At 59.7% G+C, this 25,565-nt stretch carries 25 protein-coding genes; 18 read left to right on the top strand and 7 right to left on the bottom strand.

The window, feature by feature from the left end:
• Positions 1-76: 76 nt before the first annotated feature.
• On the top strand, positions 77-937 hold the full coding sequence (locus ACL2XP_RS16000) for a ketose-bisphosphate aldolase (protein ID WP_413733820.1): 861 nt from the start codon (positions 77-79) through the stop codon (positions 935-937).
• Positions 938-1,015: 78 nt separating this feature from the next.
• Complete coding sequence (locus ACL2XP_RS15995) at positions 1,016-1,930, top strand: ROK family protein (RefSeq protein WP_413733819.1); 915 nt, start codon at positions 1,016-1,018, stop codon at positions 1,928-1,930.
• A gap of 103 nt (positions 1,931-2,033) precedes the next feature.
• Here ACL2XP_RS15995 and cycA read toward each other — a convergent pair whose 3' ends face one another.
• Entirely contained in the window at positions 2,034-3,431 is a 1,398-nt protein-coding gene (gene cycA, locus ACL2XP_RS15990; RefSeq protein WP_413733818.1) for a D-serine/D-alanine/glycine transporter, read from the bottom strand.
• Between the two features lie 182 nt (positions 3,432-3,613).
• Complete coding sequence (locus ACL2XP_RS15985; protein ID WP_413733817.1) at positions 3,614-4,411, bottom strand: DeoR/GlpR family DNA-binding transcription regulator; 798 nt, start codon at positions 4,409-4,411, stop codon at positions 3,614-3,616.
• Between the two features lie 404 nt (positions 4,412-4,815).
• Here ACL2XP_RS15985 and ACL2XP_RS15980 point away from each other — a divergent pair, with 404 nt between their 5' ends.
• The 6 genes from ACL2XP_RS15980 (at position 4,816) to ACL2XP_RS15955 (ending at position 10,809) form a co-directional block, all read left to right on the top strand.
• Complete coding sequence (locus ACL2XP_RS15980) at positions 4,816-5,613, top strand: GolD/DthD family dehydrogenase (RefSeq protein ID WP_413733815.1); 798 nt, start codon at positions 4,816-4,818, stop codon at positions 5,611-5,613.
• Between the two features lie 64 nt (positions 5,614-5,677).
• Positions 5,678-6,610 carry a D-ribose ABC transporter substrate-binding protein gene (locus ACL2XP_RS15975; RefSeq protein WP_413733814.1) on the top strand — a complete coding sequence of 311 codons (933 nt, stop codon included), beginning with the start codon at positions 5,678-5,680 and terminating at the stop codon, positions 6,608-6,610.
• 54 nt (positions 6,611-6,664) lie between these two features.
• Positions 6,665-7,282, top strand: coding sequence for a DUF2291 family protein (locus ACL2XP_RS15970; protein ID WP_413733813.1), 618 nt, complete (start codon positions 6,665-6,667; stop codon positions 7,280-7,282).
• Positions 7,283-7,292: 10 nt separating this feature from the next.
• Complete coding sequence (locus ACL2XP_RS15965; protein ID WP_413733812.1) at positions 7,293-8,888, top strand: sugar ABC transporter ATP-binding protein; 1,596 nt, start codon at positions 7,293-7,295, stop codon at positions 8,886-8,888.
• 9 nt (positions 8,889-8,897) lie between these two features.
• Positions 8,898-9,974 (top strand): ABC transporter permease, encoded by a 1,077-nt coding sequence (locus ACL2XP_RS15960; RefSeq protein WP_413733811.1) that lies wholly within the window; start codon positions 8,898-8,900, stop codon positions 9,972-9,974.
• A gap of 37 nt (positions 9,975-10,011) precedes the next feature.
• Positions 10,012-10,809 carry an SDR family oxidoreductase gene (locus ACL2XP_RS15955; protein WP_413739184.1) on the top strand — a complete coding sequence of 266 codons (798 nt, stop codon included), beginning with the start codon at positions 10,012-10,014 and terminating at the stop codon, positions 10,807-10,809.
• A gap of 55 nt (positions 10,810-10,864) precedes the next feature.
• Here the strand turns inward: ACL2XP_RS15955 and ACL2XP_RS15950 are convergent, their stop codons facing one another.
• The 5 genes from ACL2XP_RS15950 to ACL2XP_RS15930 all read right to left on the bottom strand — a co-directional run bounded on the left by ACL2XP_RS15950 (position 10,865) and on the right by ACL2XP_RS15930 (position 16,780).
• Positions 10,865-11,872 carry an ABC transporter permease gene (locus tag ACL2XP_RS15950; RefSeq protein WP_413733808.1) on the bottom strand — a complete coding sequence of 336 codons (1,008 nt, stop codon included), beginning with the start codon at positions 11,870-11,872 and terminating at the stop codon, positions 10,865-10,867.
• On the bottom strand, positions 11,869-12,897 hold the full coding sequence (locus ACL2XP_RS15945) for an ABC transporter permease (protein WP_413739182.1): 1,029 nt from the start codon (positions 12,895-12,897) through the stop codon (positions 11,869-11,871). Before ACL2XP_RS15945 ends, ACL2XP_RS15950 begins: the two co-directional genes overlap by 4 nt.
• Complete coding sequence (locus tag ACL2XP_RS15940) at positions 12,897-14,408, bottom strand: sugar ABC transporter ATP-binding protein (protein WP_413733807.1); 1,512 nt, start codon at positions 14,406-14,408, stop codon at positions 12,897-12,899. Before ACL2XP_RS15940 ends, ACL2XP_RS15945 begins: the two co-directional genes overlap by 1 nt.
• A gap of 74 nt (positions 14,409-14,482) precedes the next feature.
• Entirely contained in the window at positions 14,483-15,442 is a 960-nt protein-coding gene (rhaS, locus tag ACL2XP_RS15935; RefSeq protein WP_413733806.1) for a rhamnose ABC transporter substrate-binding protein, read from the bottom strand.
• A 375-nt stretch (positions 15,443-15,817) separates the two neighbouring features.
• Complete coding sequence (locus tag ACL2XP_RS15930; protein WP_413733804.1) at positions 15,818-16,780, bottom strand: LysR family transcriptional regulator; 963 nt, start codon at positions 16,778-16,780, stop codon at positions 15,818-15,820.
• 52 nt (positions 16,781-16,832) lie between these two features.
• Here ACL2XP_RS15930 and ACL2XP_RS15925 point away from each other — a divergent pair, with 52 nt between their 5' ends.
• The 10 genes from ACL2XP_RS15925 to ddpX all read left to right on the top strand — a co-directional run bounded on the left by ACL2XP_RS15925 (position 16,833) and on the right by ddpX (position 25,528).
• Entirely contained in the window at positions 16,833-16,979 is a 147-nt protein-coding gene (locus ACL2XP_RS15925) for a hypothetical protein (RefSeq protein WP_413733803.1), read from the top strand.
• A 175-nt stretch (positions 16,980-17,154) separates the two neighbouring features.
• Positions 17,155-18,120, top strand: coding sequence for an agmatinase (locus ACL2XP_RS15920; RefSeq protein WP_413733802.1), 966 nt, complete (start codon positions 17,155-17,157; stop codon positions 18,118-18,120).
• A 34-nt stretch (positions 18,121-18,154) separates the two neighbouring features.
• Entirely contained in the window at positions 18,155-19,009 is an 855-nt protein-coding gene (locus ACL2XP_RS15915) for a transporter substrate-binding domain-containing protein (protein WP_413733800.1), read from the top strand.
• Between the two features lie 31 nt (positions 19,010-19,040).
• A complete protein-coding gene (locus ACL2XP_RS15910; RefSeq protein ID WP_413733798.1) occupies positions 19,041-19,700 on the top strand; it encodes an amino acid ABC transporter permease in 660 nt (219 codons plus the stop codon).
• Positions 19,697-20,425, top strand: a complete 729-nt coding sequence (locus tag ACL2XP_RS15905; protein ID WP_413733796.1) for an amino acid ABC transporter permease — start codon at positions 19,697-19,699, stop codon at positions 20,423-20,425. Before ACL2XP_RS15910 ends, ACL2XP_RS15905 begins: the two co-directional genes overlap by 4 nt.
• Entirely contained in the window at positions 20,422-21,222 is an 801-nt protein-coding gene (locus ACL2XP_RS15900) for an amino acid ABC transporter ATP-binding protein (protein ID WP_413733794.1), read from the top strand. The genes ACL2XP_RS15905 and ACL2XP_RS15900 overlap by 4 nt, the downstream gene beginning before the upstream one ends.
• Positions 21,223-21,226: 4 nt before the next feature.
• Positions 21,227-22,189 carry an arginase family protein gene (locus ACL2XP_RS15895; protein ID WP_413733792.1) on the top strand — a complete coding sequence of 321 codons (963 nt, stop codon included), beginning with the start codon at positions 21,227-21,229 and terminating at the stop codon, positions 22,187-22,189.
• A 124-nt stretch (positions 22,190-22,313) separates the two neighbouring features.
• On the top strand, positions 22,314-23,555 hold the full coding sequence (locus ACL2XP_RS15890; protein ID WP_413733791.1) for a pyridoxal phosphate-dependent aminotransferase: 1,242 nt from the start codon (positions 22,314-22,316) through the stop codon (positions 23,553-23,555).
• A gap of 423 nt (positions 23,556-23,978) precedes the next feature.
• Entirely contained in the window at positions 23,979-24,854 is an 876-nt protein-coding gene (locus tag ACL2XP_RS15885) for a MurR/RpiR family transcriptional regulator (RefSeq protein WP_413739181.1), read from the top strand.
• Positions 24,855-24,916: 62 nt separating this feature from the next.
• Positions 24,917-25,528 carry a D-alanyl-D-alanine dipeptidase gene (ddpX, locus tag ACL2XP_RS15880; RefSeq protein WP_413733790.1) on the top strand — a complete coding sequence of 204 codons (612 nt, stop codon included), beginning with the start codon at positions 24,917-24,919 and terminating at the stop codon, positions 25,526-25,528.
• Positions 25,529-25,565 lie beyond the last annotated feature (37 nt).

The following is a 25,565-nucleotide window of genomic DNA, read 5'->3' as shown; positions in this document are numbered from 1 at the left end:
TTCGCAGTTCACATCGGTGATATTCACCGGTGCGGGGACGTTTTACCCCAAATTCAACCTTTACAGGAGAATAACGATGTTGATTTCCATGCACGACATGCTTAAACCGACCCGCGAGCACCGTTTTGCCATCGGCGCGTTCAACGTGGCCGACAGCTGTTTTATCCGCGCGGTGGTCGAGGCGGCGGAGTCCACCAATACGCCGGCGATTATTTCCATTCATCCCAGCGAGCTGGAGTTTGTGACCGACGCGTTTTTTGCCTATGTGCGGGAAAGGACCCTGCGCAGCCCGGTGCCCTTCGTGATTCATCTCGATCACGGCGCCTCCATCGCCCACGTGATGCGGGCGATCCAGTGCGGTTTCACCTCGGTGATGATTGACGGCTCGCTGCTGCCTTATGAAGAGAATGTGGCGCTGACCGCGGAAGTGGTGAAACTGGCGCACGCGGTGGGCGTATCCGTGGAAGGCGAACTGGGCACCATTGGCGACACCGGCACCTCGGTGGAAGGCGGCGTCAGCAAGGTTATTTATACCGAGCCGGCGCAGGCGGAGGATTTCGTCAAACGTACCGGCATCGATTCGCTGGCGGTGGCGATCGGCACCGCGCACGGTATCTACCCCAAGGATCTGAAGCCGGAACTGCAAATGCATATTCTGCGGGATATTTCGCAGCGCGTAGCGATTCCGCTGGTGCTGCACGGCGGGTCCGCCAACCCCGACGCCGAAATCGCCGAAGCGGTAACGCTGGGGGTCGGCAAGATCAATATCTCCAGCGATATGAAGTTCGCCTATTTTAAAAAAGCCCGCGAGGTCCTGGGCCGTGAAACCTGGTGGGACCCCAACGCCATTTATCCGGAACCGATCGAAGCCGCTAAAGACGTGATTCGCTATAAAATGTCATTATTCGGCTCCACCGGTAAAGCCACGCTGTATTAATCCCCTCGGGCAGGCGTCAGGCGCCTGCCCGAACCCATACCCCGGAACGCTTGGTTTTATCAGCGACAGGATACCACCATGATACATATGGGACTGGATATCGGCGGCACCAAAACCGAAACCCTGGTGCTTGACGGGCAGGGGACGGAATTGTACCGCCACCGGGCCGCCACGCAAAAAGACGGCTACCAGCAATTTTTATCCCATCTCGGCCGGCATATCGCTACGCTCAAACGGCGCTTCGGCGCGCCGATGTCGGTGGGCATCGCCTTGCCCGGCAGCGTATCGCCGCTGAGCGGCCTGATTAAAAACTCCAATATTCTGCCCCTCAACGGCCAACCCTTGTTGCGGGATTTACGCCGCTATCTCGGCCAGCCCGTCGCCATCGGCAATGACGGCAATTGTTTCGCGCTGTCGGAGGCGGTGGACGGCGCCGGCCGGCGCCATGACATTGTGTTTGGCATCACCCTCGGCACCGGCTGCGGCGGAGGGCTGGTGATCGATAAGCGGCTTATCGCCGGCCATAACGGCAATGCCGCCGAATGCGGCCATATCCCGTTGCCGGGTTATTGCGCGAGTACGGACGGCGCGGCGGCGCGCTGCTATTGCGGACAGCAAAACTGCGCGGAATCTTTTATTTCCGGCACCGGTTTCGCGCAACGCTATGCAATATCAACCGGGACCACGGCCGCCGCCCACGAGATCATCACCCTGGCGGCGGCGGGGGAGCCCGCGGCGGCGCGGCATTTCGAACGCTACCTCGACCAATTGGCCCGGGTGCTGGCCGCCATCTGCAATCTTGTCGACCCCGGGGCGATCGTGCTGGGGGGCGGGCTGTCAAATGCCCTGGCGCAGCGTACGGATCTGGAGTCGCGCGTGGCCCGCTATGCGTTTACCGATCGTTTTACCACGCATATCGTACCGGCGATGCACGGCGACAGCAGCGGGGTACGTGGCGCGGCCTGGCTTGGCCGCGACGCGCCGGGGGACTGACCGGCGGAGCTATGCCCGTGCCGTACCCGCGCTATACCCGCGTCCCTGCCCGCGGCCGGGCGAAAGGCGGCGGGTCGGGGTCCGAGGGGTAGCTTGCCTATCGTCATCCGGCGGATTTTTTAGCGCGCAGCATCCAGCCCGCGGCCAGGATCGCGAACCAAAGCGGCGTCACCATCAGCGCCTGGCGGGTATCCGGCTGCAGGGCCAGCAATACCAGCACAAACAGAAAGAACCCCATGCAGACCCAGCACATGGTCTTGCCCAGCGGCATTTTAAACGCCGACTGCCGGTGGCGCTGCGGATACTTTTTACGGTAAGCGAGGTAAGAGCACAGAATGATGGTCCAGACGAACATAAACAAAATCGCGGACACCGTCGTCACCAGGGTAAATACCGTCATCACGTTGGGAATCAGGTAGATCAGCGCCACCCCGGCCAGCAGGCACAGGCAGGAGAAGACCAGCCCGGCGGTGGGCACCGCGCGGCGCGAGAGCCTGGCGAACCGGCTGGGGGCAACCCCTTGCTCCGCCAGGCCGTACAGCATGCGTCCGGTGGAAAAAATGCCGCTATTGGCCGAGGACGCCGCGGAGGTCAGCACCACGAAATTCACCACGCTGGCGGCCGCCGGCAGCCCGGTGAGCATAAACATCTCGACAAACGGACTGCGATCGGGCAGGACGTTATTCCAGGGCGTCACCGCCATGATGGCCGCCAGCGCCAATACGTAGAACATAATCACCCGCAGCGGAATGGCGTTAATGGCGCGGGGCAATACCTGGTGCGGGTTCTGGGTTTCAGCCGCGGTGGTCCCCACCAGCTCGATGCCCACAAAAGCGAACACCGCGATTTGGAAACCGGCGAAAAAGCCGCCGAGGCCCTTGGGAAACAGGCCGCCATGCTGCCAGAGGTTCGACAGCGCCGCCGTACCGCCGGCCGGAGACGGATAGTGCAGCGCCACCAACACGACGCCGGCGGCGATCAGGGCGACGATGGCGATAATCTTGACGATGGCGAACCAAAACTCCATTTCGCCGAACAGTTTGACGGTGGCGAGATTAAGCGACAAAAATACCGCGACGCACAGCAAGGCGCTCATCCACACCGAGAAGTTGGGCAACCACAGCTGAAAATAGGCGCTGATGGCCACCACGTCGGCGATGCCGGTCACCACCCAGCAAAACCAGTAGGTCCAGCCGGTAAAATACCCCGCCCAGGGGCCGAGCAGATCGGCGGCGAAATCGCTGAAGGATTTATAGTCGAGGTTGGAGAGCAGCAGTTCGCCCATGGCGCGCATCACGAAAAACAGCATAAAGCCGATGATCATATACACGAAAATAATGGAGGGGCCGGCCAGGCTGATGGTTTTACCGGAACCCATAAACAGGCCGGTGCCGATAGCGCCGCCGATGGCGATCAGCTGGATATGGCGGTTGTGCAGATTGCGCTGGAGTTTCTCCGTGCTCTTGGGGATATCAAGAGCTTCCCTTACTTGGTCAACCATATGACGGTTCCTGTCGATAAAAAAGTACCGGCTCTGCTGGCCGATCTTGATTGCGTCGTTATGCCCGCTAAGGCGGCATACGATAATGTAATAATGCCGCGGGCGGGTAACTATTTTTCTCCTAATATAACGTTATGCGTTTTTATTGGCTGTATTGACTGGCCGGCCTGCGCCGGATGCAGTTATGACGCCTGCGCGACCAGCACCGTGACGCCCAGCGCTTCAAATGCGGCTTTGGCCTCGGCGGTGATGCCGCTGTCGGTAATAAGATAGTGCAGTTTCCCCCAGTCGCAGGCCAGGGCGAACATCGACACTTTGTCGATTTTAGTGGAATCCGCCACCACGAATACCGTATTGGCCGAGTTGATCATCGCCGTTTTCACCTTGATATCCGTTTCGCTGGGATAGCTGAGCCCGGCGCGCGGCGAAATGCAGGCGGTGGCCAGGAACAGTTTTTCTGCCAGCATATTATGGAAAAAATTGGCGGCTTTCTCGCCGGAAGTGGAAAGGGTCGGGAATTTAAAGGTTCCGCCGGTCAGCTGGATATTCACTTCCGGTTCCCCTCCCAGCTGCAGGGCGATATTCACCGAGGTGGTGATCACCGACAGCTTTTTGATGTGGCTCAGATGGTTGGCGATGGCCGTGGTGGTGGAGCCTGAATCCAGGATAATGGTGTCGCCCGGCTCGATAAAACTGGCCGCCAGTTGCCCAATCGCGTCCTTTTCGTCCAGCTGCGTCTGGCGCGCCAGCAGCAGCGCGTGGGTATTTTGCTTACCGTCGAGCAGCGTGGCCCCGCCGTGATAGCGCTGGATATAGCCGCGCTGTTGCAGCATGCGTAAGTCGGAGCGGATAGTCGCTTCGGTCAAATCGAAGGCATCGGTAAGCATCTTCACCGACACGGTGCCATCCTCTTTTATCATTTCCAATATCTTATTGCGACGATGCTGCATGTCCGCCCGCTGTTCATTTTTGCTTTTCAATCATGATTCTCCCGTCAGCATTGGCGTTCTCAGAGACGTAGAGGCAAATAGTAACGTTGCCCGCAGGCTAAAGCGAGTTGCGCCGCGGTTCTTTTTTATCATTTTCAAATGAAAATCAATGTAAATTTAATAGCTAAAAAATACTAATTTTCAGCAGGTTAGTCCTCATGCATGACCACCTTAAAAAACTAATTAATTGATAAAAATAGAGTTTTTACAACCAATGGTTTTTGTTCGAAACCTGATCTGCGCCTCATATTCGATCAAAACGGCCATATATAGTTTTATTCGAAAATGAATTAAACCGCCAACAGCCATTGGCGCCGTCGGTTTTCCATTGATAACGCCGGCCCGATCGGCGCCGTAAGCCCACCGGCGGCCCTTTCACCTTTGGAGACCCAGGAATGAGTAATCAATATGACGTTAATCTGCGTTATGGCGTGGACCCTTCGCTGTCGTTGGCCGGCAAAGTCGCGGTGGTCACCGGCGGACTGGGCGGTATCGCCATGGCCGCCAACCGCATGATGCTCGGCAAAGGCGCGACCCTGGCGCTGCTGTATCCGGCGTTTGAACGCGCGGTGCAGGCGACGGCGGCGGCGGAATTGGGGGACGAGCGCGTCAGTTATACCGAATGCGATGTGAGCGACCCGGCCCAGGTGGCCGAGGCGTTTAATCAGGTGGAGCAGCGCTGGGGCCAAATCGATATTTTAGTCAACTGCGCCGGTTATGTGCACTTGGAACCCGCGGCGGATACCGCCTTCGATCAATGGCAACAGCATCTGGCGGTCAATTTGACCGGCCCGTTCCTGTGCTCGCAGGCCGCCGCCCGCAGCATGATAGCCCGCGGCCAGGGCGGGAAAATCATCAATATCGCCTCGCAGGCGGCGTCCATCGCCATCGACCGGCATTGCGCCTACACCTCGTCCAAAGCCGGCCTGCTGGGCATGACCAAAGTGATGGCCAAAGAGTGGGCGCCGTATCGTATTAACGTCAATACCCTGTCGCCCACCGTGGTGCTGACGCCCATGGGCGAAAAAGCCTGGCGCGGCGAGAAAGGGGAGGAAATGAAAAAATTGATCCCGCTGGGACGCTTTGCCTATACCGACGAAATTGCCGCCGCCATTGTATTTTTTGCCAGCAATGGCAGCGACATGATCACCGGCGCCGACCTGATGATCGATGGGGGTTTTACCATCTGGTAGCCGGTCCGCCGTTGTACCCATGCCCTGTGCCTACGATAAAAAACAATGACAGAGAGACCCTACCATGAAAAAACATCTGACCCTGTTAGCCCTCCTCGCCAGTTGTTACCTGCCGCACGCCCTGGCCGCCGAAAAAGGCACCATCGCCATTCTGGTCAATTCGCTGGATAACCCGTACTACTCCGCCGAGGCCAAAGGCGCCGAAGCCAAGGCGCAATCGATGGGATATAAAACCCTGGTGTTGTCCCACGGCGAAGACGTGAAACGCCAGGGGGAGCTCATCAGCCTGGTTATCGGTCGTAAAGTGCAGGGGATTGTTCTGGACAACGCCGATTCGCAGGCCAGCGTCGCCGCGGTGAAACAGGCCAAGGACGCCGGCGTGCCGGTGGTGCTGATCAACCGCGAAATACCGGTGGACGGCGTGGCGCTGGCGCAAATCACCCATAACAATTTCCAGGCAGGTTCCGATGTGGCCAACGTCTTCGTCGAGAAAATGGGCGAAAAAGGCAACTATGCCGAATTGACCTGCAACCTGGCGGATAACAATTGCGTCACCCGCTCCAAATCGTTCCACAATGTGCTCGACCAATATCCCGATATGAAAATGATCGCCCGCCAGGACGCCAAAGGCAATCTGCTGGAAGGCAAACGCATCATGGACAGCATTTTGCAGGCGCATCCGGATATCAAAGGGGTGATTACCGGCAACGGCCCGGTGGCCCTGGGCGCGGTGGCGGCGTTAAAAGCGGCGGGCCGCAGCGACGTGACCGTGGTAGGTATCGACGGCAGCAATGATGAACGCGACGCCATCAAGGCCGGCGATCTTTACGCCAGCGTAATGCTGCAGGCCCAGGCCATCGCCTCGCAGGGGGTGGAAATCCTTGACGGCTATTTGCAAAAAGGCAATTACACCGGCAAGGAACGCATCATGTTCCGCGGCATTTTGATCCAGCAGGGCAACGCCGACAAAGTCAATAACTTCAATTATCAGCAATAACCGCCGGTATTCGCCGCGCCCCGTGGCAGCGCGGGGCGCGTAAGGAGCAATGTCATGATCAATCGCGTTATGTGGGTGGTGATCGCGTCCCTGCTGTTATCCGGCTGCCGCATCGTCACCAGGCAGCAGCTGGCGGAGCTGAAAAATCCGCCCAACGCCAACCTGGCCAAGGCGGCGCAGCTGTTTGATCGGAACATTGCGCCGCAGGTAAAAAATTCGGCCACCCCCCTGGGCACCCTGTTGACGCAAATCGGCCAGGCCAAGGATTTCGACACCGCCTGCCGGCAATACGGCTATCGCAGCCAGGATGAAAACCCCTGTGTGTTTACCGTTTCGTTCAGCGGCGCCATCAGCCAAGTAAATACCGCGTCGCGTAACGGCCAAATCGTGGTGAAAAGCGACGATAACCAGGTGGGCGAGGTGAAAGTGCAGATTGGACCGACCTTTCGCGGCACCGATTTGCGCGATAGCTACCGCGGCCTGGGTTATGGCGATTTCAACGATCAGAATCTGTTCGGCGATTTTGGGAAAGCAATTAACCAGCAGGCGATTAATACGCTGGCGAAACAGACCTTTACCGTGGGCGGCAACGTGACGGTGTACGGGGTGTTCAGCGCGTTTGATACGCCGCAGCCGCCGCTGCTGATTACGCCCGTCAACATTACGCAGTAAGGAGACAGCCATGGTCAACCCACGCATCACCGCCGCTGCCGAACCGCGATCCCATTACGTCAACGACCGGTCGACGCCGCGGGCATCCCTGCGGGAAGGGGGGCCGGTGATTATTGAAACCCGCGCAGTGTCGCGGTTATATCCCGGCGTGGTTGCCCTGGATAACGTTGATTACCGGGTGTTCCGCAACCAGGTCAATGTGCTGATCGGGGAAAACGGCGCCGGCAAATCCACCATGATGAAAATGCTGGCCGGGGTCGAAACGCCCACCAGCGGGCAAATCCTGCTCGACGGCGAGCCGGTCTCCCTCGGTTCGACCCATCAGGCGGAAAAACTGGGCATCAGTATTATTTTCCAGGAGCTTAACCTGTTCCCCAATATGACGGTGATGGACAATATTTTCATCGGCAACGAGTTTTTCCAGCGCGGGCGCATCAACGTGGACTACCAGTATCAATTGGCCAAAGCCTTGCTTGAGCGCCTGGAACTGGATGTGGACCCGCTGACGCCGCTGGAGGAACTGGCCATCGGCCATCAGCAACTGGTGGAGATCGCGCGCGCGCTGTCCAAGGACACCCGGGTGCTGATTATGGATGAACCGACCTCGGCGCTCAGCCAATCCGAAGTCAAGGTGCTGTTTAATGTCATCGCCCAGCTCAAACGCCGCGGCGTCACCATTATTTATATTTCCCACCGCTTGGAGGAGCTGATGGCCATCGGCGATCGCATTACGGTGTTTCGCGACGGCAAATTCGTCGACGAGCGCGAGATCGGCCAGGCGAATATTGCATGGATCATCTCCAGCATGGTGGGTGAAAAAACCAAGCATTTCGACTATAGCCCGGCGGCGCAGGGGGAGGAAGTGCTGAGCGCCAACGGACTCACCCTATTGCACCAAAACGGCGGCTACGCCCTTAACGGCGTCAGTTTGACCCTGCGGCGCGGGGAAGTGGTCGGCGTGTATGGTTTGCTGGGCGCCGGACGCACCGAGCTGTTCAAGACCCTGCTCGGTTTATTGAAACAGGACGCCGGCGAAATCACGCTGAACGGGCGGCGCGTGGAGCACCGGCCGTTTCGCCATCGCCTGGAGCAGGGCATGGCGCTGGTGCCGGAGGACCGGCAGGCGGAAGGGCTGGTGCAGCTGTTATCGATAAAAATCAATATGACGCTCTCCACGCTGTGCAGCAAACGGTTTTGGCAAACGCTGCTGCCGATCCGCGATGAACAGGAGTCCGGCACCGTCAGGCGGATGATCGACAAGCTGGCGATCAAAGTCGGCGATGTGGATTCGGCGGTGACCTCGCTCTCCGGGGGCAATCAGCAAAAAGTGGTGCTAGGCAAAGCCTTGCTGACCCAGCCGCTGGTGGTGTTGCTCGATGAACCCACCCGGGGCATCGACGTGGGGGCGAAAACCGATGTGTACCATTTGATCGGCGCTATGGCGCAGCAAGGGTTGGCCGTGATGTTCTCGTCGTCCGAACTGGACGAAGTGATGCAGCTGGCGGACCGGGTGATTGTCATGGCCGACGGTAAAATCACCGCCGACCTGCCGCGGGCCGGGGTGAACCGGGAAACGCTGATTAGCGCATCGACGCCTCACGATTAAGGAACGGTTATGCAAAGTCAAAAATATCTGGTTTACATGTACCTGCTCAAAGCGCGCACCTTTATTGCGCTGCTGATCGTGGTCGGTTTTTTCAGCGCGATGGTGCCGAATTTTATCACCACCTCCAACCTATTGATCATGACCCAGCATGTGGCCATCACCGGTTTGCTGGCGGTGGGCATGACGCTGGTGATCCTGACCGGCGGCATCGACCTGTCGGTGGGGGCGGTGGCCGGCATGTGCGGCATGATTGGCGGCGCGCTGCTGACGCTGGGCGTGCCGTTATGGGGCGACAACCTGCTGTTTTTGAATGTGGCGGAGGTGATGGTGGTGGTCGCGATCGCCGGTACTGCCATCGGCGCGATTAACGGCCTGGTGATCACCCGCCTGGGCGTCGCGCCCTTTATCTGCACCCTGGGCATGATGTACGTGGCCCGCGGCGCGGCGCTGCTGACCACCGACGGCAAAACCTTTCCCAACCTGTCCGGCGTGGCGGCCCTGGGCAACACCGGTTTCGCCACCCTGGGTTCCGGTACCCTGCTCGGGGTATATAACCCGATATGGCTGATGGCGATTATCGTTTTATTCGGCATTTACCTGACGAAAAAAACGCCGCTGGGCCGCTATATCTACGCCATTGGCGGTAATGAACCGGCCGCGCGCCTGGCCGGGGTGCCGATCAATAAAGTGAAAATTTTCGTCTACGCCTTTTCGGGCCTGTGCGCGGCGCTGGTGGGGCTGGTGGTGGCCTCGCAGCTGCAAACCTCCCATCCGATGACCGGCAATATGTTCGAGATGGACGCCATCGGCGCCACGGTGCTGGGCGGCACGGCTTTGGCCGGCGGCCGCGGCCGGGTGTTCGGCTCCATTATCGGCGCGTTTGTCATCGTATTCCTGGCCGACGGGCTGGTAATGATGGGGGTCAGCGAATTTTGGCAAATGGTGATTAAGGGCCTGGTGATCGTCACCGCCGTGGTGATCGACCAGTTCCAGCAGCGCCTGCAAAGCAAGGTCACGCTGATGCGCCGCCACGAAAAAAAGCAGCAGGCGGCGCAGCCGCCGCTCCCTGATGCGAGTCATGGTTAAACCTGAACCCAAGCTCTAATACCCTGGAGATGATGTGATGAAACGAGATTTCAGTGGCAAGACCGTGGTCATTACCGGCGCCTGCCGCGGCATCGGCGCCGGCATCGCCGAGCGCTTCGCCCGCGATGGCGCCAACCTGGTCATGGTATCGAATGCCGAACGGATATTCGCCACCGCCGGGCAACTGGCGCAGCAATATGGCGCGGACATTTTACCCCTGCGGGTCGACGTGACCGACGAGGCGCAGGTGCGGGATATGTACCGCCAGGCGGTGGAGCGGTTCGGCACGGTGGATGTGTCGATTCAAAATGCGGGGGTGATAACCATCGATTATTTTGACGCCATGCCGAAAAGCGATTTTGAAAAAGTGCTGGCGGTGAATACCACCGGCGTATGGTTATGCTGCCGCGAAGCGGCGAAAATCATGGTTAAGCAAGGGTCCGGCTCCTTGATCAATACGTCTTCCGGCCAGGGGCGCCAGGGCTTTATTTACACCCCCCATTACGCCGCCAGTAAAATGGGCGTTATCGGCATCACCCAAAGCCTGGCCCATGAATTGGCCCCGCATAATATTACCGTCAACGCTTTTTGCCCCGGTATTATCGAAAGCGAAATGTGGGAATACAACGATAGGGTCTGGGGCCAGATCCTCGGCACCGACCAGAAACGCTACGGCAAAGGGGAACTGATGGCGGAGTGGGTGCAGGGCATTCCGCTCAAACGCGCCGGACAGCCGGCGGACGTCGCCGGATTGGTGGCGTTTTTGGCGTCCGACGACGCCCGCTACCTGACCGGACAAACCATTAATATCGACGGCGGGCTGATTATGTCCTGACCGGGACGGCCGCCCAGCGGCATGGTCCGGCGCCGGGCCGTGCCGCTGGGCGGCGCTACCGGCGGCGCGCCATAAAACGCCGGGTCAGGACCGGCAGCGAGATTACCGCTATCAGCATCAGGCCGACGATAATGGACATGACGATGCCCGGCACGTTCAGCAGGCTCAGGCCAAAGGTCACCAGCCCCATCAGGAAGGCGGCGATAATTACGCCGATCATGCTGCCCGACCCGCCCAGCACGCTCACCCCGCCCAGCACCACCATGGTAATCACGCTTAACTCCCAGCCCAGGGCGAGAGTGGGCCGGGTGCTGCCCAGGCGGGACGTCAGCAGCACCGCCGCCAGGCCGGACAATAATCCCACCAGCACAAATAAAATAAGATTATGGCGTTTTACATTGATGCCGGAATAATAAGCCGCGACGGGATTATTGCCGATGGCGAAGGTCCGGCGGCCAAAATTGGTTTTATGCAGCAGGCAGTAAAACAGCAGCGCCAGCAGGATAAATAACGCGAACTCAAACGATAGCGCGCCGAATACATAACCCTGGCCAAAATAGGCGAAGCTGGCCGGATAGTGGTTGATTGACTGGTCGCCCAGCAATACGTAGGTGATGCCGCGAAATAAACTCATGGTGCCGATGGTGATAACGATGGAGGACAAATTTAACCGCGTCACCAGCAGGCCGTTAATGGCGCCGCATAGCAGCCCGACCCCCAATCCGACGCAGATCAGCCAGGGGGTGGCCAGACCGGCCTGGGCGCAAAAACCCATGATGGTGGAGCTCAGCGCCATAATCGACGCCACCGACAGGTCGATTTCCCGGGCGATAATCAGCATCGCCATCGGCAGCACGATAATCGCTTTTTCGGTAAAATTAAACGTGGCGTCCGACAGGTTCCAGATATTGAGGAAATAAGGGGATGCCGCGGCATTAATGGCGAATACCGCCACCGTCACCGCCAGTAAAAAACCTTCCCAACAGACCAGGCGCCGCCAAAAAGCGGTATGCCGCGTCGGCTCGGATTCGGGAGGCGTGGACGAGACTAGGGTCTTGTTCATGATACCGGCCTCTTATCGCTATCGGGTCCTGGGGAGGGGGGCGGCGGCGCCAGGACGGCGTCGCGCAGGATCAACCGCCCTTTACGTTTATTGGCCCGTTCATTCATGATCACGGCAATGACGATCACCCCGCCGGAAATCGCCATTTGCCAAAATGGCGATACGCCGATCACCGGCAGGGCGTTATTGATCACCCCCAAAAACAGCGCCCCCAGCAGGCAGCCCGGCACGGTGCCGATGCCGCCCATGGTGCTGATGCCGCCGATAACGCAGGCGGCGACGATCTGCAATTCGAAACCATTGGCCACATCCACATAGGCCACCGCGAACCGGGTAATCCACAAATAGCCGCAGAACCCGGCCAGCGTGCCGGATAAACAGAAACTGATAAACTGCATTTTGCCGGCATCAATGCCGGTGTAATAGGCGGCGGTGGCGTTGCCGCCGGCGGTGTATAACGCGCGCCCGGTACGGCTGTAGCGCATAAAATAGCCCACCGCGATCAGCGCGGCTATCGCGCACCACCCCAAAATCGGCAGATGCAGAAACCGGGTGCGCGGCAGGCCAAGGAACTGCGGGCTCATTTGGTGGGCGTTGATCCAGCCGCCGCCGGAGAGCAAAAAAATGATGCCGCGGTAAATGCTCATGGTGCCGAGGGTGACCACAATCGACGGAATGCCCAGCCGCCAAACCAGCAGGCCATTAATGGCGCCCATCAGCAAACCGCTCGCCGTGGCGATGGCCACCAGCAGCCAGACCGGCAGTTCCGGATGATGAAAGTTCAATAACGCCACCATCATCCCGGTCAGCGCCAGGTTGGCGGCCATGGATAAATCGATGCCTTTGGTGAGCAGCACCATCATCTGCCCGAGGGCCAGAATAATCAGGATCGAAGTATCGTTGAACATTTCCAGCAGATTGCCTGGGGCGATAAATTCCGGCGATCGGCTGCCGACCCCCAGGATCATCAGCAGGATTACCACGGCCAGGAACCATTCGCGGTGTTTGAGTAGATTTTTCATGATTACGCCACGTCCTCGCCGGCGCCGCTGGCGACGCTCACAATCATTTCCGCCGACGCTTCCCCGGCCTTGAATTCCCCCGCCAGCAAGCCTTCGTGCATTACGATAATCCGGTGCGCCATGCCCATGATTTCGGGCAGCTCCGAAGACACCATAATCACCGCCAGCCCTTGCGCCACCAGTTCCGCCATAAACTGGTGCACCGCGGCTTTCGATCCGATATCGATGCCTTTGGTGGGTTCATCGAGAATAATGATTTGCGGCTGGGTCGCCAGCCATTTGCCGATCACCACTTTTTGCTGGTTGCCGCCGGATAATGTCTCCACCGATTGCCGCCAGCTAAACGCTTTTACCTGCAGGCGCCTGGCGTATTCGTCGGCCAGCGCCCACTCTCTGGTTTGGTTCAGGATACCGTGCGGATTAAGCCGGCCCAACTGCGGCAGGCTGATATTTTGATAGATAGGCAGCGCGATAATCGCCCCTTGCTGCTGGCGCTCCTCCGGTACGTACACGATGCCGGCGGCGATCGCCTCGGTGGGATTGGCGAAATGCCGCGCCTGGCCGCCGATCAGGATTTGCCCCCGGCTGGGCTGGGTTACGCCGAACAGGGCTTTCATTAGTTCGGTGCGCCCGGCGCCGACCAGGCCGTAGAAACCCAGGATTTCCCCTTTGCGCAGCGAAAAACTGATGGCGGAAAATTCGGTCGGATGGCTCAGCCCGACGACTTGCAGCACGGTTTCGCCCGGCGTCCGGGCGGGTTTGGGATAAGCCTGGCTGATTTCCCGCCCGACCATCATGGTAACCATTTTGGCCTCGGTCATATCGCTGATATGGCCCGAGCCGATATAGCCGCCGTCGCGCAGCACGGTGTAATAGTCTGAAATGGCGAAAATCTCGTCAAACTTATGGGAGATAAACAGGATCGCTTTCTTTTCCTGTTTTAAGCGCGCAATGATTTGATAAAATTCGATTATTTCGTGCTGTGACAGCGCCGCGGTCGGTTCGTCGAGAATCACCACCTGGGCGTCGAACGACAGGGCGCGGGCGATGGCCACCATATGGCGCTGGGCGATGCTCAATTCTTTCAATACGGCGCGCGGGTCAATCTGCACGTCCAGCCGGGTCAGGATTTCCCCGGTTTTGCGCTGCATGGCCGGCCAATCCAGGCGGTTGAATAAACCGCGGTGCAGATAATGCCCGGCAAAGATATTTTCCGTCACCGACAGCTCGTCAAACAGTACGGTTTCCTGATGGATGGCCGTAATGCCGAGCTTGTGGGCGGATTGCGGATTGACCAGTTTCACCGGGATATTTTTATACAGGATTTCCCCTTCATCCGGCTGGTAAATGCCGGTCATGACTTTGACCAGCGTTGATTTACCCGCGCCGTTTTCCCCAATCAGCGCCGTTACTTTGCCGGGATAAAGATCAAGCCGGACCTGTTCGAGTGCACGCACCCCCGGAAATATCTTGGTAATCCCCTGTAGTGACAATAACGGTATGGCATCGGTCATCGCGTCCTCCGCGCTACTTTATTGCTGCCGTTAACCACCGGCTCTGCTGCGGTGCGGCAAAACCGGCGGGCGCATCAGAATATTTTGGCGAATCGATCGATATTGCCGGCGTCGTAGATAAACGGTTTAGCCATGGCGCCATTGCCGTCGGCATCCAATTGCACGTTGCCCAGTTTCCCCATGCCGGCCTGCGTGGCGGTGGTTTTGCCTTTCACCAAATCATAAGCGATATAGGTCGCCGCATAACCGAGATCGATGGGGTTCCAAATGGCGAAACTTTTGGTGGCGCCGGATTTCACCGCCCCGGCCATTTCCGACGGCAGGCCCAGCCCGGTCACATACACCTGGCCGATTTTGCCCTGATCCTTCACCGCCTGCGCCGCGGCGACGATGCCCACGGAAGACGGGGAAATGATTACCTTCAAATTGGGGTAGGTCTTGAGCAAGCCGATGGTCTCGCGATAGCTTTTATCCGACAAGTCATCGCCATAGGCCACCGTAACCAGGTTTACCGCGGGATATTGCGGCAATACCTTTTTCATTTCCGCAATCCACAGATTCTGGTTGGTGGAGGTGGGCGTGGCGCTTAATATGGCCGTATCCCCTTTTTGCAGGCCCAGGGCTTTGATGGCGTCGGCCGCCAGCTGGACGTTCATCTGGCCAATCAGATCGTTGCTGGACGGATTAAGATGGATCTGGCGCCCCTCCTTGGCCACCCCGGAGTCCCAGGAAACCACTTTTATCCCGCGCTGCATGGCTTTTTTCAGCACCGGCACCAGGGCGTCCGGATCGTTTGCCGACACCGCGATGGCGTCCACCCCTTGGGCAATCAGCCCGTTTAGCACTTCTATCTGCGCTTCCGCCGTGGTGGTGGTGGGCCCGGTATAAATGACTTTAACATCGCCCAACTCTTTGGCGGCCTGCTGCGCCCCGACGTTTGCCGCCTCGAAAAAACCATTGCCCAGCGATTTCGCCACCAGGGCGATTTTGATTTCGGCGCAGGCCTGTCCCGCCAATGCGAAGCAGGTTGCCATAAGGGCACAACTGAGTATTTTTTTGAAGGTCATTGTGTTTACTCCAGCTGATGATCATCACCCCAGCTACAGGGAATTATCATGACTCTAGAGCCTGGTAGTGAACGCCGCCTTTGCGCTATTGCCACTGTTGGCCAGATCGTGGCAGTAATATGAAGGTGCGGATGCGCAGTATCACAAATCCATAACATTCTTTTAAAGGGCCTTTGTCCGCGCGGTAAGCACGGAATTCAGCTCCGGAAAAGTGTGATTGAAGGCCCAAATATCAACGCGCGCGCGGGATTGGCGCGGATCGTCGGGGGCATGGCGCGATGGCCGGATACGCTGGCCCCGGCCGCTTGACTTGGGACGGCATGATGCTCAGCCGCGGCGGGATTAACTGGCCGCCTTAAGGGAGAAACCCGCGGTGGTGTCCTGGTGCATGAGATTAAGCAATAACCGCATAAAACTCTGGCCGCTGGGGGGCAGGGGATGCCCGCGCAGCGACAGCAGCGAAAACGTCACTTCATAGGCGAACGCCTGCGCATCCGCCACTTCCACAAAAAAATAGAACTGGGACAGGGTCTGCACGTAATGCGTGGGCAGCAACCCGACATAACCGCCGGCGGCAATCAGCGTGGCCACCGCTTCCAGCCCGGAGGCGATGGCCTGGCGCTGCATATCGAGGCGCTGGCCCAACCGGGTGCTGTAGGGATCGCGATCCCGGGTGACCAGCACATAATTTTGTTCAATCAAATCCGCGATGCTGGGCGATGGCGCGCCGAACGGGATCGCCACATACAGGCGAAACGCTTCGTTGAATAACGGCACGCTTTGCAGTTGCCCATGGCTATCGGGCATGCCGCTGATGCCGATATGCAATTGCCGGTCAAGCATTTGCGCGAGCAGCGACTCATGCTGGTGAATGGACAGATGCACGGTCACGTCGGGCGCCATGGAGCGGAACGCCGCCAGCGCCGCAGAGACTTTGGAGCCGGAATTGGACAGGCAGTTATCGGCGATGCCGATATTCAAATCCCCCGCCAGGATATTGCGCGCATCGTTCAGGTCGTCGCGGATTTTTTTCAGCGTATCGTCCGCCAGGCTGGAGGCCTTTAACACGCTTTCACCGAACATCGTCAGTTGGAAACCCGCCGGTCCGCGAAAACACAGTTTTTCACCCAGCCTGGCTTCCAGGTTTTGCAAATGGCGGCTGATGGTCGAACGCTCGATATTCAGGGCCGCTTCGGCCGCGGTCAGTCCGCCGGCGGCGGCCACCGCGCGGAAGATGCGCAGCAGTTTCAGATCGCTCTCCGTCAGCGGCGGCACGGGTTTAAGATTTTTTCCGGATTGACTCATGTTTCGCTACCTACCGTGAAGGGTTACATCGGATGGCGAGCCCGGCGGCGCCATGAGAGTGGCCAGAGCGGGTCAAATAGACCATGCGACCACCCCGCGGCAACACGCCATGCGCCAGAAAACCATGCAAGATAAATGCCATGCCGGGCGCGCGCCCATGGTGCGCCGCGCTTCTCCCGCCGCGCCGCGGCTGCGCTAAAAATGAGCACGGGCGCTCCGCGATGGGGCAATCACCGGGCCGGATACATACTGCGCGCCAAAAGGGTGTATGCCATACACGCATAGGTTCACCGGCGGTTACCAAAGGCGGCGGCCGGCCGGTTTATACTCATGCCTCACCCGTACATGCCTCACCATTACGTCAGGAGCCAACCATGCAGCGTCCCCTTACCGTTCCGCCGACCCACGGGCCCCAGGGCTTTCTGCGTTCGCCGGTTTCCACCGATCTGGATAACCTGGATGCGCATATCGCCATCATCGGCCTGCCTTACGGCAATGCCTATGCCCCCCATGCCATCAGCAACGATCAAATTTATGCGCCCGATGCCGTGCGTTCGGTGAGCGATATCATTACCAAAGGCAAAGATCAGTACGATTTCGACGTCGGCGGGCCGATTCTCGACAACCGGCCGATAAAAATCGTGGATGTGGGCAATGTGCTGGCGGACCCCGCCGATCTGGGCAGCCATACGCTGCGCGCCGAGCAGGCGATCCGTAAAATCCTGGCGGCCGGCGCGCTGCCCATCACCCTTGGCGGCGACCATGGCATCCCGATCCCCATTCTTACCGCCTTCGAAGGCCGGGGGCCGATTACCCTGATTCAGATCGATGCGCATATCGACTGGCGCAATGAGGTCAACGGCGTGCGCAACGGCCTGTCAAGTCCCATCCGCCGCGCATCGGAAATGGCCCATATCGGCGAAATATTCCAAATCGGCATTCGCGCCCAGGGCAGCGCCCGCACCGAGGAAGTGGCGGCGGCCCTGGCCTACGGCGCGCATATTATTCCCGCTTTTGAAGTCCATGATTCGGGCATCGACGCGGTTATCGATCGCATTCCCGACGGCGGCCAGTTCTATATCACCATCGATGCGGACGGCCTGGACCCGACGGTCATGCCCGCGGTGGAAACCCCGGCTCCCGGCGGCCTGACTTTTCATCAAGTGCGCCGCCTGATCCATGCCCTGGTGCGTAAAGGGAAAGTGGTGGGCATGGATATCGTTGAAATCACCCCCGCCACGGATGTGAACCGGATCAGCTGTATTACCGCCGCGCGTCTGATGGTGAATTTGATCGGCGCGGCGGTGCGAGCGGATTATTTCACCGCGCCGCAATCCTGATATCCACCTTATCGGTCCTGAATGGGAGTTAATCATGCGCACTACCTATCACACGCTTATTGTCCGGATAGTTTTGCTGGCCGCCGGCCTGGGCCTGCTCGCCGGCCAGGCCGGCGCCGAAACCACATTGGAAAAAATCAAGCGCACCGGTACCGTCACCGTGGGCACCGAGGCGGCGTTTCCCCCCTTTGAATTTGTCAAAGACGGCAAAATCGTCGGCTATGGGTCGGACATCCTGGCCGAAGTGGTCAAGGAACTGGGAGTGAACGTCAAACAGCTGGATCTACCCTGGCAGGGCATCCTGCCGGGCCTGCTGGCCGGCAAGTTTGATTTCGTGGCGACGACGGTGGGCATCAACGAAGAGCGCGCCAAACGTTATGCCTATACCGCGCCGATCGCCAACGGCGCGCCGTATCTGCTCAAACGCAAAGGGGATTCACTGGCCAAGCTCGACGATCTCAACGGTAAAGTGGTGGCCACCCAGTTGGCGTCGTCCACCGAGCCCATCGCGCGCGGCCTGGATGCCAAACTGAAAGCCGGCGGCGGCGCGGGTTATAAAGAACTCAAGCTGTTTACCGATTTCCAGGGGGCTTATATGGCGCTGGCCAACGGCGAAGTGGACGCCGTGGTGCAATCCTTGCCGAGCCTGGCGGTCTTGGTGAAAGAGCGGCCGGATACCTTTGAACTGATGACGGCGGTGCCCAATCAGGGCGGTTATGACTATCTGGCCTGGGTCACCCGCCCGGAGGATAAGGACCTGCGCGATGTTATCTCCGGCGTGATCCGCAAAATGCAGGCTGACGGCCGTCTGGCGAAACTCCAGCAGAAATGGTTCGGTTTCACCATGGAGATCCCCGCCAGCGGTTATCTTCCCCCCGGCGCGCAATAACCCACGTTGAACCGAGTACGGAGATCCGGCGATGAAATTCAGCCTGCATGCGTTATTTTCCAGTATCCCGCCGCTGCTGGAGGCGGCCTGGGTCAATCTCGGTCTGGCGGTGGTTATTTTTATACTGGTGCTGATATTCTCAACCGGATTTACCCTGCTGCGGGCGATGAAAATCCCCTGGCTGGGAATGGCGTTCGCGGTATTGATCAGCTTTGTGCGCGGCACGCCGCTGCTGATTCAGATCTTTATCTGCTACTACGTCTTGCCGGCCCTCGGGCTGGATCTCAGTCCCGCGGCGGCGGGGGTGCTCGCCATTACGCTTAACAGCACCATTTTCCTCGGCGAGGCCATGCGCGGCGGCCTGGCTTCCCTCGACCCGGGGCATATCGAAGCCGCCGCGGCGCTCGGATTGCCCCCGCGGGCCATTTGGCAGTGCGTGGTATTACCGCAACTGTTCCGGCGGATGATTCCGGTCATCGTTAACGAAGCCACGATTATCGTTAAAGGCACGGCGTTATTGTCGGCGATCACCGTGGTTGACGTGCTGCGCACCGCTCAGCAAATCGCCGGCAACAATTACCGCCCCTTTGAAACGCTGCTCGGCGCGGCGCTGATTTTCCTGGCGATCAATTTGGCGTGCAGCCTGTTCGGCAAATATCTGGAGGCCCGCGTGGCGGACGCCCGGGTATGACTATGCAGATAGATTTCACCGTGCTTAACCAGTACTGGCCGATCTTGTTGCAAGGGGCCGGCCTGACCATAAAAATTACGCTGATAGCCTTTGTTATCGGTTATCTGCTGGGCATGGCGGTGGCGCTGCTGAGCCTGGTGCCGCTGCGGGCGGTGGCCGTGCTGGTGGGGGTCTATATTGAATGCCTGCGCAGCGCGCCGTTTATTATTTTTCTGTTCGTGGTGTATTACGGGCTGCCGTTTTCCGGGCTGCGCCTGCCGGCCGAGGCGGTGGGCACGGTGGCGCTGGCGCTGTATGCCAGCGCTTATTACGGCGAGATCCTGCGCGCCGGCATCATGGCGCTGCCCCGCGGCCAATTCGAGTCCGCCCGGGCGATCGGCATGTCGCCGGCCCAGGCGATGCGTCACATTATCGCGCCGCAGGTGCTGCGCGCGGTGGTGCCGCCGTCCACCAATATGACGCTGACCATGATGAAAGAATCGGCGGTGCTCAGTTCGATCACCGTCGGGGAATTAACCTACCAGGGTCTGGTGGTGCAGGGCGCCACCTTTGCGCCTTTCGAAGTGTTCCTGGCCATTACCGCCCTGTATTGGACGATCGCCGCGGCGATCGCCGAAGCCGCCCGCCGCGTTGAACTGGGCGGGGAGCAAACCGGCCGCGATGCGATTGAACGCAGCGCCATCGCCCGGCGTTATCTTTCCCTGGACTGGCGGAAAAAACCATGAATCCCACGCCCGCACTGCGCGTTACCGGCCTGAGTAAACGCTTTCGGCAGGTCAGCGCCATCAATCAGGTGTATCTGGATGTCCCCCAGGGGTCGATTGTTTCGCTTATCGGCCCCAGCGGCTGCGGCAAAAGCACCTTGCTGCGCTGCATGACCTGGCTGGAACCGCCGGATGAAGGATTTGTCGAGATTAACGGCACGCCTTTCGGCCGCCAGCTGGAAGGGGAAATCATCCGCCATCAATCCCGCCGGCAGATCGATCGTTTACGCCCCCGGCTGGGGCTGGTGTTCCAGCAGTTCAATCTGTGGCCGCACCTGACCTTGCGCGACAATATCGTCAAGGCGCAGCGGGTGGTGCTGGGGCGCGGCCGCGACGAGGCGCACGGGCGGGCCGAACGGCTAATGGCGCAGTTTGCCCTGACCGCCGTGGCCGATCGCCATCCCTGGCAGCTTTCCGGCGGCCAGAAACAGCGCGCCGCCATTGCCCGGGCGCTGGCGATGGACCCCGAGGTGATGTTGTTCGACGAGCCCACCTCGGCGCTGGACCCCGAACTGGTGGGCGAAGTGCAAACGCTGCTGCGCTCCCTGGCCCAAAACGGGATGACCATGCTGATTGTCACCCACGATATCCGTTTTGCGGTCAACGTTTCCGGGCGTATCGCGTTTATGTGCGACGGCAGCATTATCGAGGAAGGGCCGGTGGATCGCGTGGTGGCTTCCCCGCGCGACGCCCGCCTGCAACAATTTCTGGCTCTGACCTTTGCGTCAGGACACGTTAATCCCGCTACCAAGGAGTAAAACCATGGCCCGAGTCAACCGGCCGTTTGTCGGTATTCCCTCTTTTTTGCGCTCCCGGATCGAGCCTGATGTGACGCAATTGGACGCCGCCATCGCCATCCTGGGCATTCCTTTTGATGAAGGTTCGCCTTTTATGCCCGGCACGCGCATGGCGCCGCGCTCCCTGCGCGAGCACTCGCTGCGCTTTTGCAGCGAACACCGCGGTTATTACTCCCCCGAAGCCAGGCGGGAGTTCCTGGGCGAGGAGATCCGCCGCGGGCTGATAGCGGATGTGGGCGATGTGGATGTCCATCCCACCAACGTGGAGAAAACCTTCGCACTGATTACCGAGTCGGTGCAAGCTATCCTGGCCAGCGGCGCGCTGCCGGTGATCCTCGGCGGCGATCATTCGATTACCTATCCGGTATTCCGCGCCTTTGAAGGCGATATTCACGTATTGCATTTTGATGCCCATACCGATTACGGTACGCTGGAACAGGATATGCAATATACCAACGGCCACGCTTTCCGCCATGTGGTTGAGCGCGCCGGCGCCAGCAGCCTGACCCAGATCGGCATCCGCAGCCTGCGCCACAGCGCGGAAATAGTGGAGCAGGTGATCGAGGGGGGCAACCGGGTGATTCCGATGGGGGAATTCCGCCGCATCGGTCCGCAGGGGATCGGCGCCTTGCTGCCGGAAAACGCGCAGGTTTATGTGAGCATTGATGTGGATGTGCTGGATATGTCCCTGGTGCCGGGCTGCGTATCGGCGGAGCCGGACGGCATGACCTATGCCGAATTGCGCGACAGTCTCAAGGCGATTGCCGAGCGCTACCGGGTGGTGGGTTTTGATTTTGTCGAAGTGAACCCGCTGCTGGATGTGGGTTCCGGCGTGACGTCCTATCTCGGCGCGCATGTGGTGATCGAATTTCTCGGCAATATTTGCGATCAGCCGCGCTGGCGCGAACGCTGGGCGCCGGCGGCATAATGATATTGGCCGCCGGGCATGCATCGCGCCAATAGGGCTCCCTTTTGCGGCCCGGGCTTGGTAAGCTGGCGTTGATGCCGCGGCGGCGGTCGCGTCTTTTCCTCTGTTATGCAAGGCGGATACTATGTCCATGTTAGACGATAGCGGTATGGCGCAGGGGCCCGGCGACGTGCCGCGGATGCGGGCGGCCGCGCGGGATTTGCGTTTTTCCGCCATCCGCGAGGTGGCCAATGCCGGTATCGGCCGCAGCGATATTCTGCCGTTCTGGTTCGGCGAACCGGATCGCCAGACGCCGGAGTTTATCTGCGCCGCCGCCCAGGCATCCCTGGCGGCGGGCGAGACGTTTTATACCCCGAACCTGGGCGAGCCGGCGCTGCGCGGGGCGCTGGCCCGCTATTTGTCTTCCTGGCACCGGCCCATCGAAGAAAACCGCATCGCCATCACCAATTCCGGCGTTTCGGCGCTGATGCTGACGGCCCAGGCGCTGTATAGCCCCGGCGATCGGGTGGTGGTGGTGACGCCGGTCTGGCCGAACCTGGTGGAGATCCCGAAAATCCTCGGCGCGCGCGTGACCGAAGTCCCGCTGGCGCTGTGCGCCGATCCGCGGGGCGTATTACGCTGGGACCTGGATCTGGCGGCCTTGCTGGCTGCCCTGACGCCGGGCACGCGGGCGCTGGTGATCAACTCGCCCAATAATCCCAGCGGCTGGGTTATGCCGGCCGCGCAGCAGGAGCAGGTGCTGGCCCATTGCCGCCGGCATGGAATCTGGATTGTCTCCGACGAGGTCTATGGGCGCCTGGTGTTTGACGCGCCGCCGGAACGCTGCGCGCCGTCTTTTCTCGATATTGCCGATCCCCTGGATCGCCTGATCGTGATCAATAGTTTTTCCAAAAGCTGGATGATGACCGGCTGGCGCCTGGGGTGGATGGTGGTGCCCGCCGCGCTGCTGGAGGATTTGGGCAAACTTATTGAATATAACAGCAGCTGCGCGCCGGCGTTTGTGCAAAAGGCGGGCGCGGCGGCCGTCAGCCAGGGCGAATCCGTGCTGCGGGAAACCCTGTCCCGCTTCCGGACCGCGCGGGATTTCCTATATCAGCGCTTGAGCGCGCTGCCGGGGATTGACGCGCCTTTGCCCGCGGGCGCCATGTATCTGTTTTTCCGGGTGGCGGGACTGCGGGACAGCCTGGCGCTGTGCAAGGCGCTGGCGGCCGAAGCCGGGCTGGGGCTGGCGCCGGGCAGCGCGTTCGGTCCCGCCGGCGAAGGCTGTATCCGCTGGTGCTTCGCCAGTTCGCTGGAAAAGCTCGATCGGGGCGTGGATCGGTTTAGCGCGTTTTTAGCCACCGGCTATCTGCATCATCGCGCCTGAGGCCCGCCGTGCCGGACGAAAACCCGGACTACGTTGGCTGCCGTTCATGTCTTCATGCGCCGATCGCATCCGGGCGGCCAAGCTGTAGAGCAAGGACGGCGGAACGGAGGCGCCGGTGGTCTATCAGCCGTGACCGGACTGCGCCATGCCGCGCCGCGCCGTTTATCGTCCCGCATCCTTTATAGTAAGTAATGCACCATGGCCCGGCCGGTTTGCCTGTTTGCCGTGCAATGAAGCGCCGCGGTTTTCCCTTTCGCCTTATCCTGCCCTTGCCGCTTACCGTTACAGCCCTTGCCGCACGGCCTTGGCGCTAAAAAAATAGCGCTGCGCGGGTTATTGGCACGGTCCGTGCTTTATCCCCGGTATGTGTTACTCAACTAACAACGGCCGCGTTTATGACAGGCGGGCAACAAAGGGCTGATGATGAGTGATAACCGGGATGTGATAGCGCAGATAGAAGCGTCGTTTGCGGGACAGACGCCCACCGGCAAACGTATTGCCGGCTACCTGCTGGCGAATCTGGCCCAGGTGCCGTTTGAAACCGCCGACAGTATCGCCCGCTATGCCGCCACCAGCGGTATTTCGGTGGGGCGGTACCTGCGTACCCTTGGCTATCGCAATCTGGATGACTTTAAACGCACGCTGCGCCTGCAGGGCGGCAGCGGCATCTATCAGCCTTGGCTGGTGACGGATCGCCTGGGGGCCTACCAGGAGCGCCGCCGGCAGCCGCAGCGGGAAAAATTGCAGCAGGCTTTGACGCTGGAGCTGGAAGCCATCAACCATGTATATCAACTGGCGCTGGGCGAGACCTTTGCCCGCGTCAGCCGCCGTTTGGCCGCGGCGGATGCGGTATTTGTGCTGGGCATCCAGTCCACGCGGGGGATCGCCAACGCTTTTTACAGCCATCTGGAATATCTGCGCCCCAAGGTTTATTTCGCAGACGGGCTGTCCGGCACGTATGTGGAATCGCTGAATTCCGCCTTTGCCGCGCCGTATCTGGTGGTCACCGATACCCGCGCGTATTCGGTCATCGCCCGCAAATATTGCCAGGCGGCCTGCGATCGCGGCCTGGATGTGGCGCTGATCACCGACATTTATTGCCCCTGGGCCCGCGACTACCCGGTGGATCTGTTGCAGGTGAAAACCGACACCGGCCAGTTCTGGGACTCGCTGGCCCCCCTTAGCTGCCTGTTTAACCTGCTGATCTCGGCGGTGCTGGAATTGGGCGGCAACGAGGTGGAACAGCGGCTGGCGGATAACCGCCTGTTGCAAAAACAGTTCGGCCAGTTCGAATCCTGATATTTTACCGGCGTGGGTCCCGCGGCCGCCGCCCGGACGTGATAATAACAGAGGTAATTACCGTGACACAAAACGGTTCGCTTAACGATGACGGCGTGGTGCTGGTGGATGTCGCCGAGCTGCTGCCGCAGGTGGTCATCGATCTGAAATATGCCACCGCCGATAACCTGACCGGCCGGCCGATCTACCGTGAACACCGCTGCCTGCTGCACCCCGATGCCGCCCGCGCGCTGGCGCGCAGCGCGCAGGTGGCCGCCCTGGCCGGCTTTACGCTGAACATTTTCGATGCTTACCGCCCGCAGCAGGCGCAGGTCTGCTTGTGGACGGCATTCCCGAACCCGGAATATGTGGTGGATATCCGCATCGGTTCCCATCACAGCCGCGGCGTGGCGGTCGATCTGACGTTGCTGGACGAGCAGGGCGAGATGCTGGATATGGGGGCGGGCTTTGACGAGATGAATGAACGCTCCCACCCTTTTTATCCCGATTTCGCCCCGCAGATCCAGCGCAACCGCCTGCTGTTGAATGCGGTGATGGCGGCGGGAGGGTACCGGGGCGTCGCCAGCGAATGGTGGCACTTCGAACTGCCGGACGCCATGTCCTACCCGTTGTTAACCGACCGCTTCGGCTGCTTCCCCCCGGCGCGCCGCGCCGATCGCGCGGGTCCGCCATAGGATTTTTAACTACACAGCCGTTATCTTATCCTTTTGA

The sequence above is a fragment of the Sodalis sp. RH21 genome, from assembly GCF_047324175.1.
Taxonomy (GTDB): Bacteria; Pseudomonadota; Gammaproteobacteria; order Enterobacterales; family Enterobacteriaceae; genus Acerihabitans.
The sequence above is the reverse complement of the archived record's forward strand: the minus strand, read 5'-3'. Positions and strand labels throughout refer to the sequence as shown.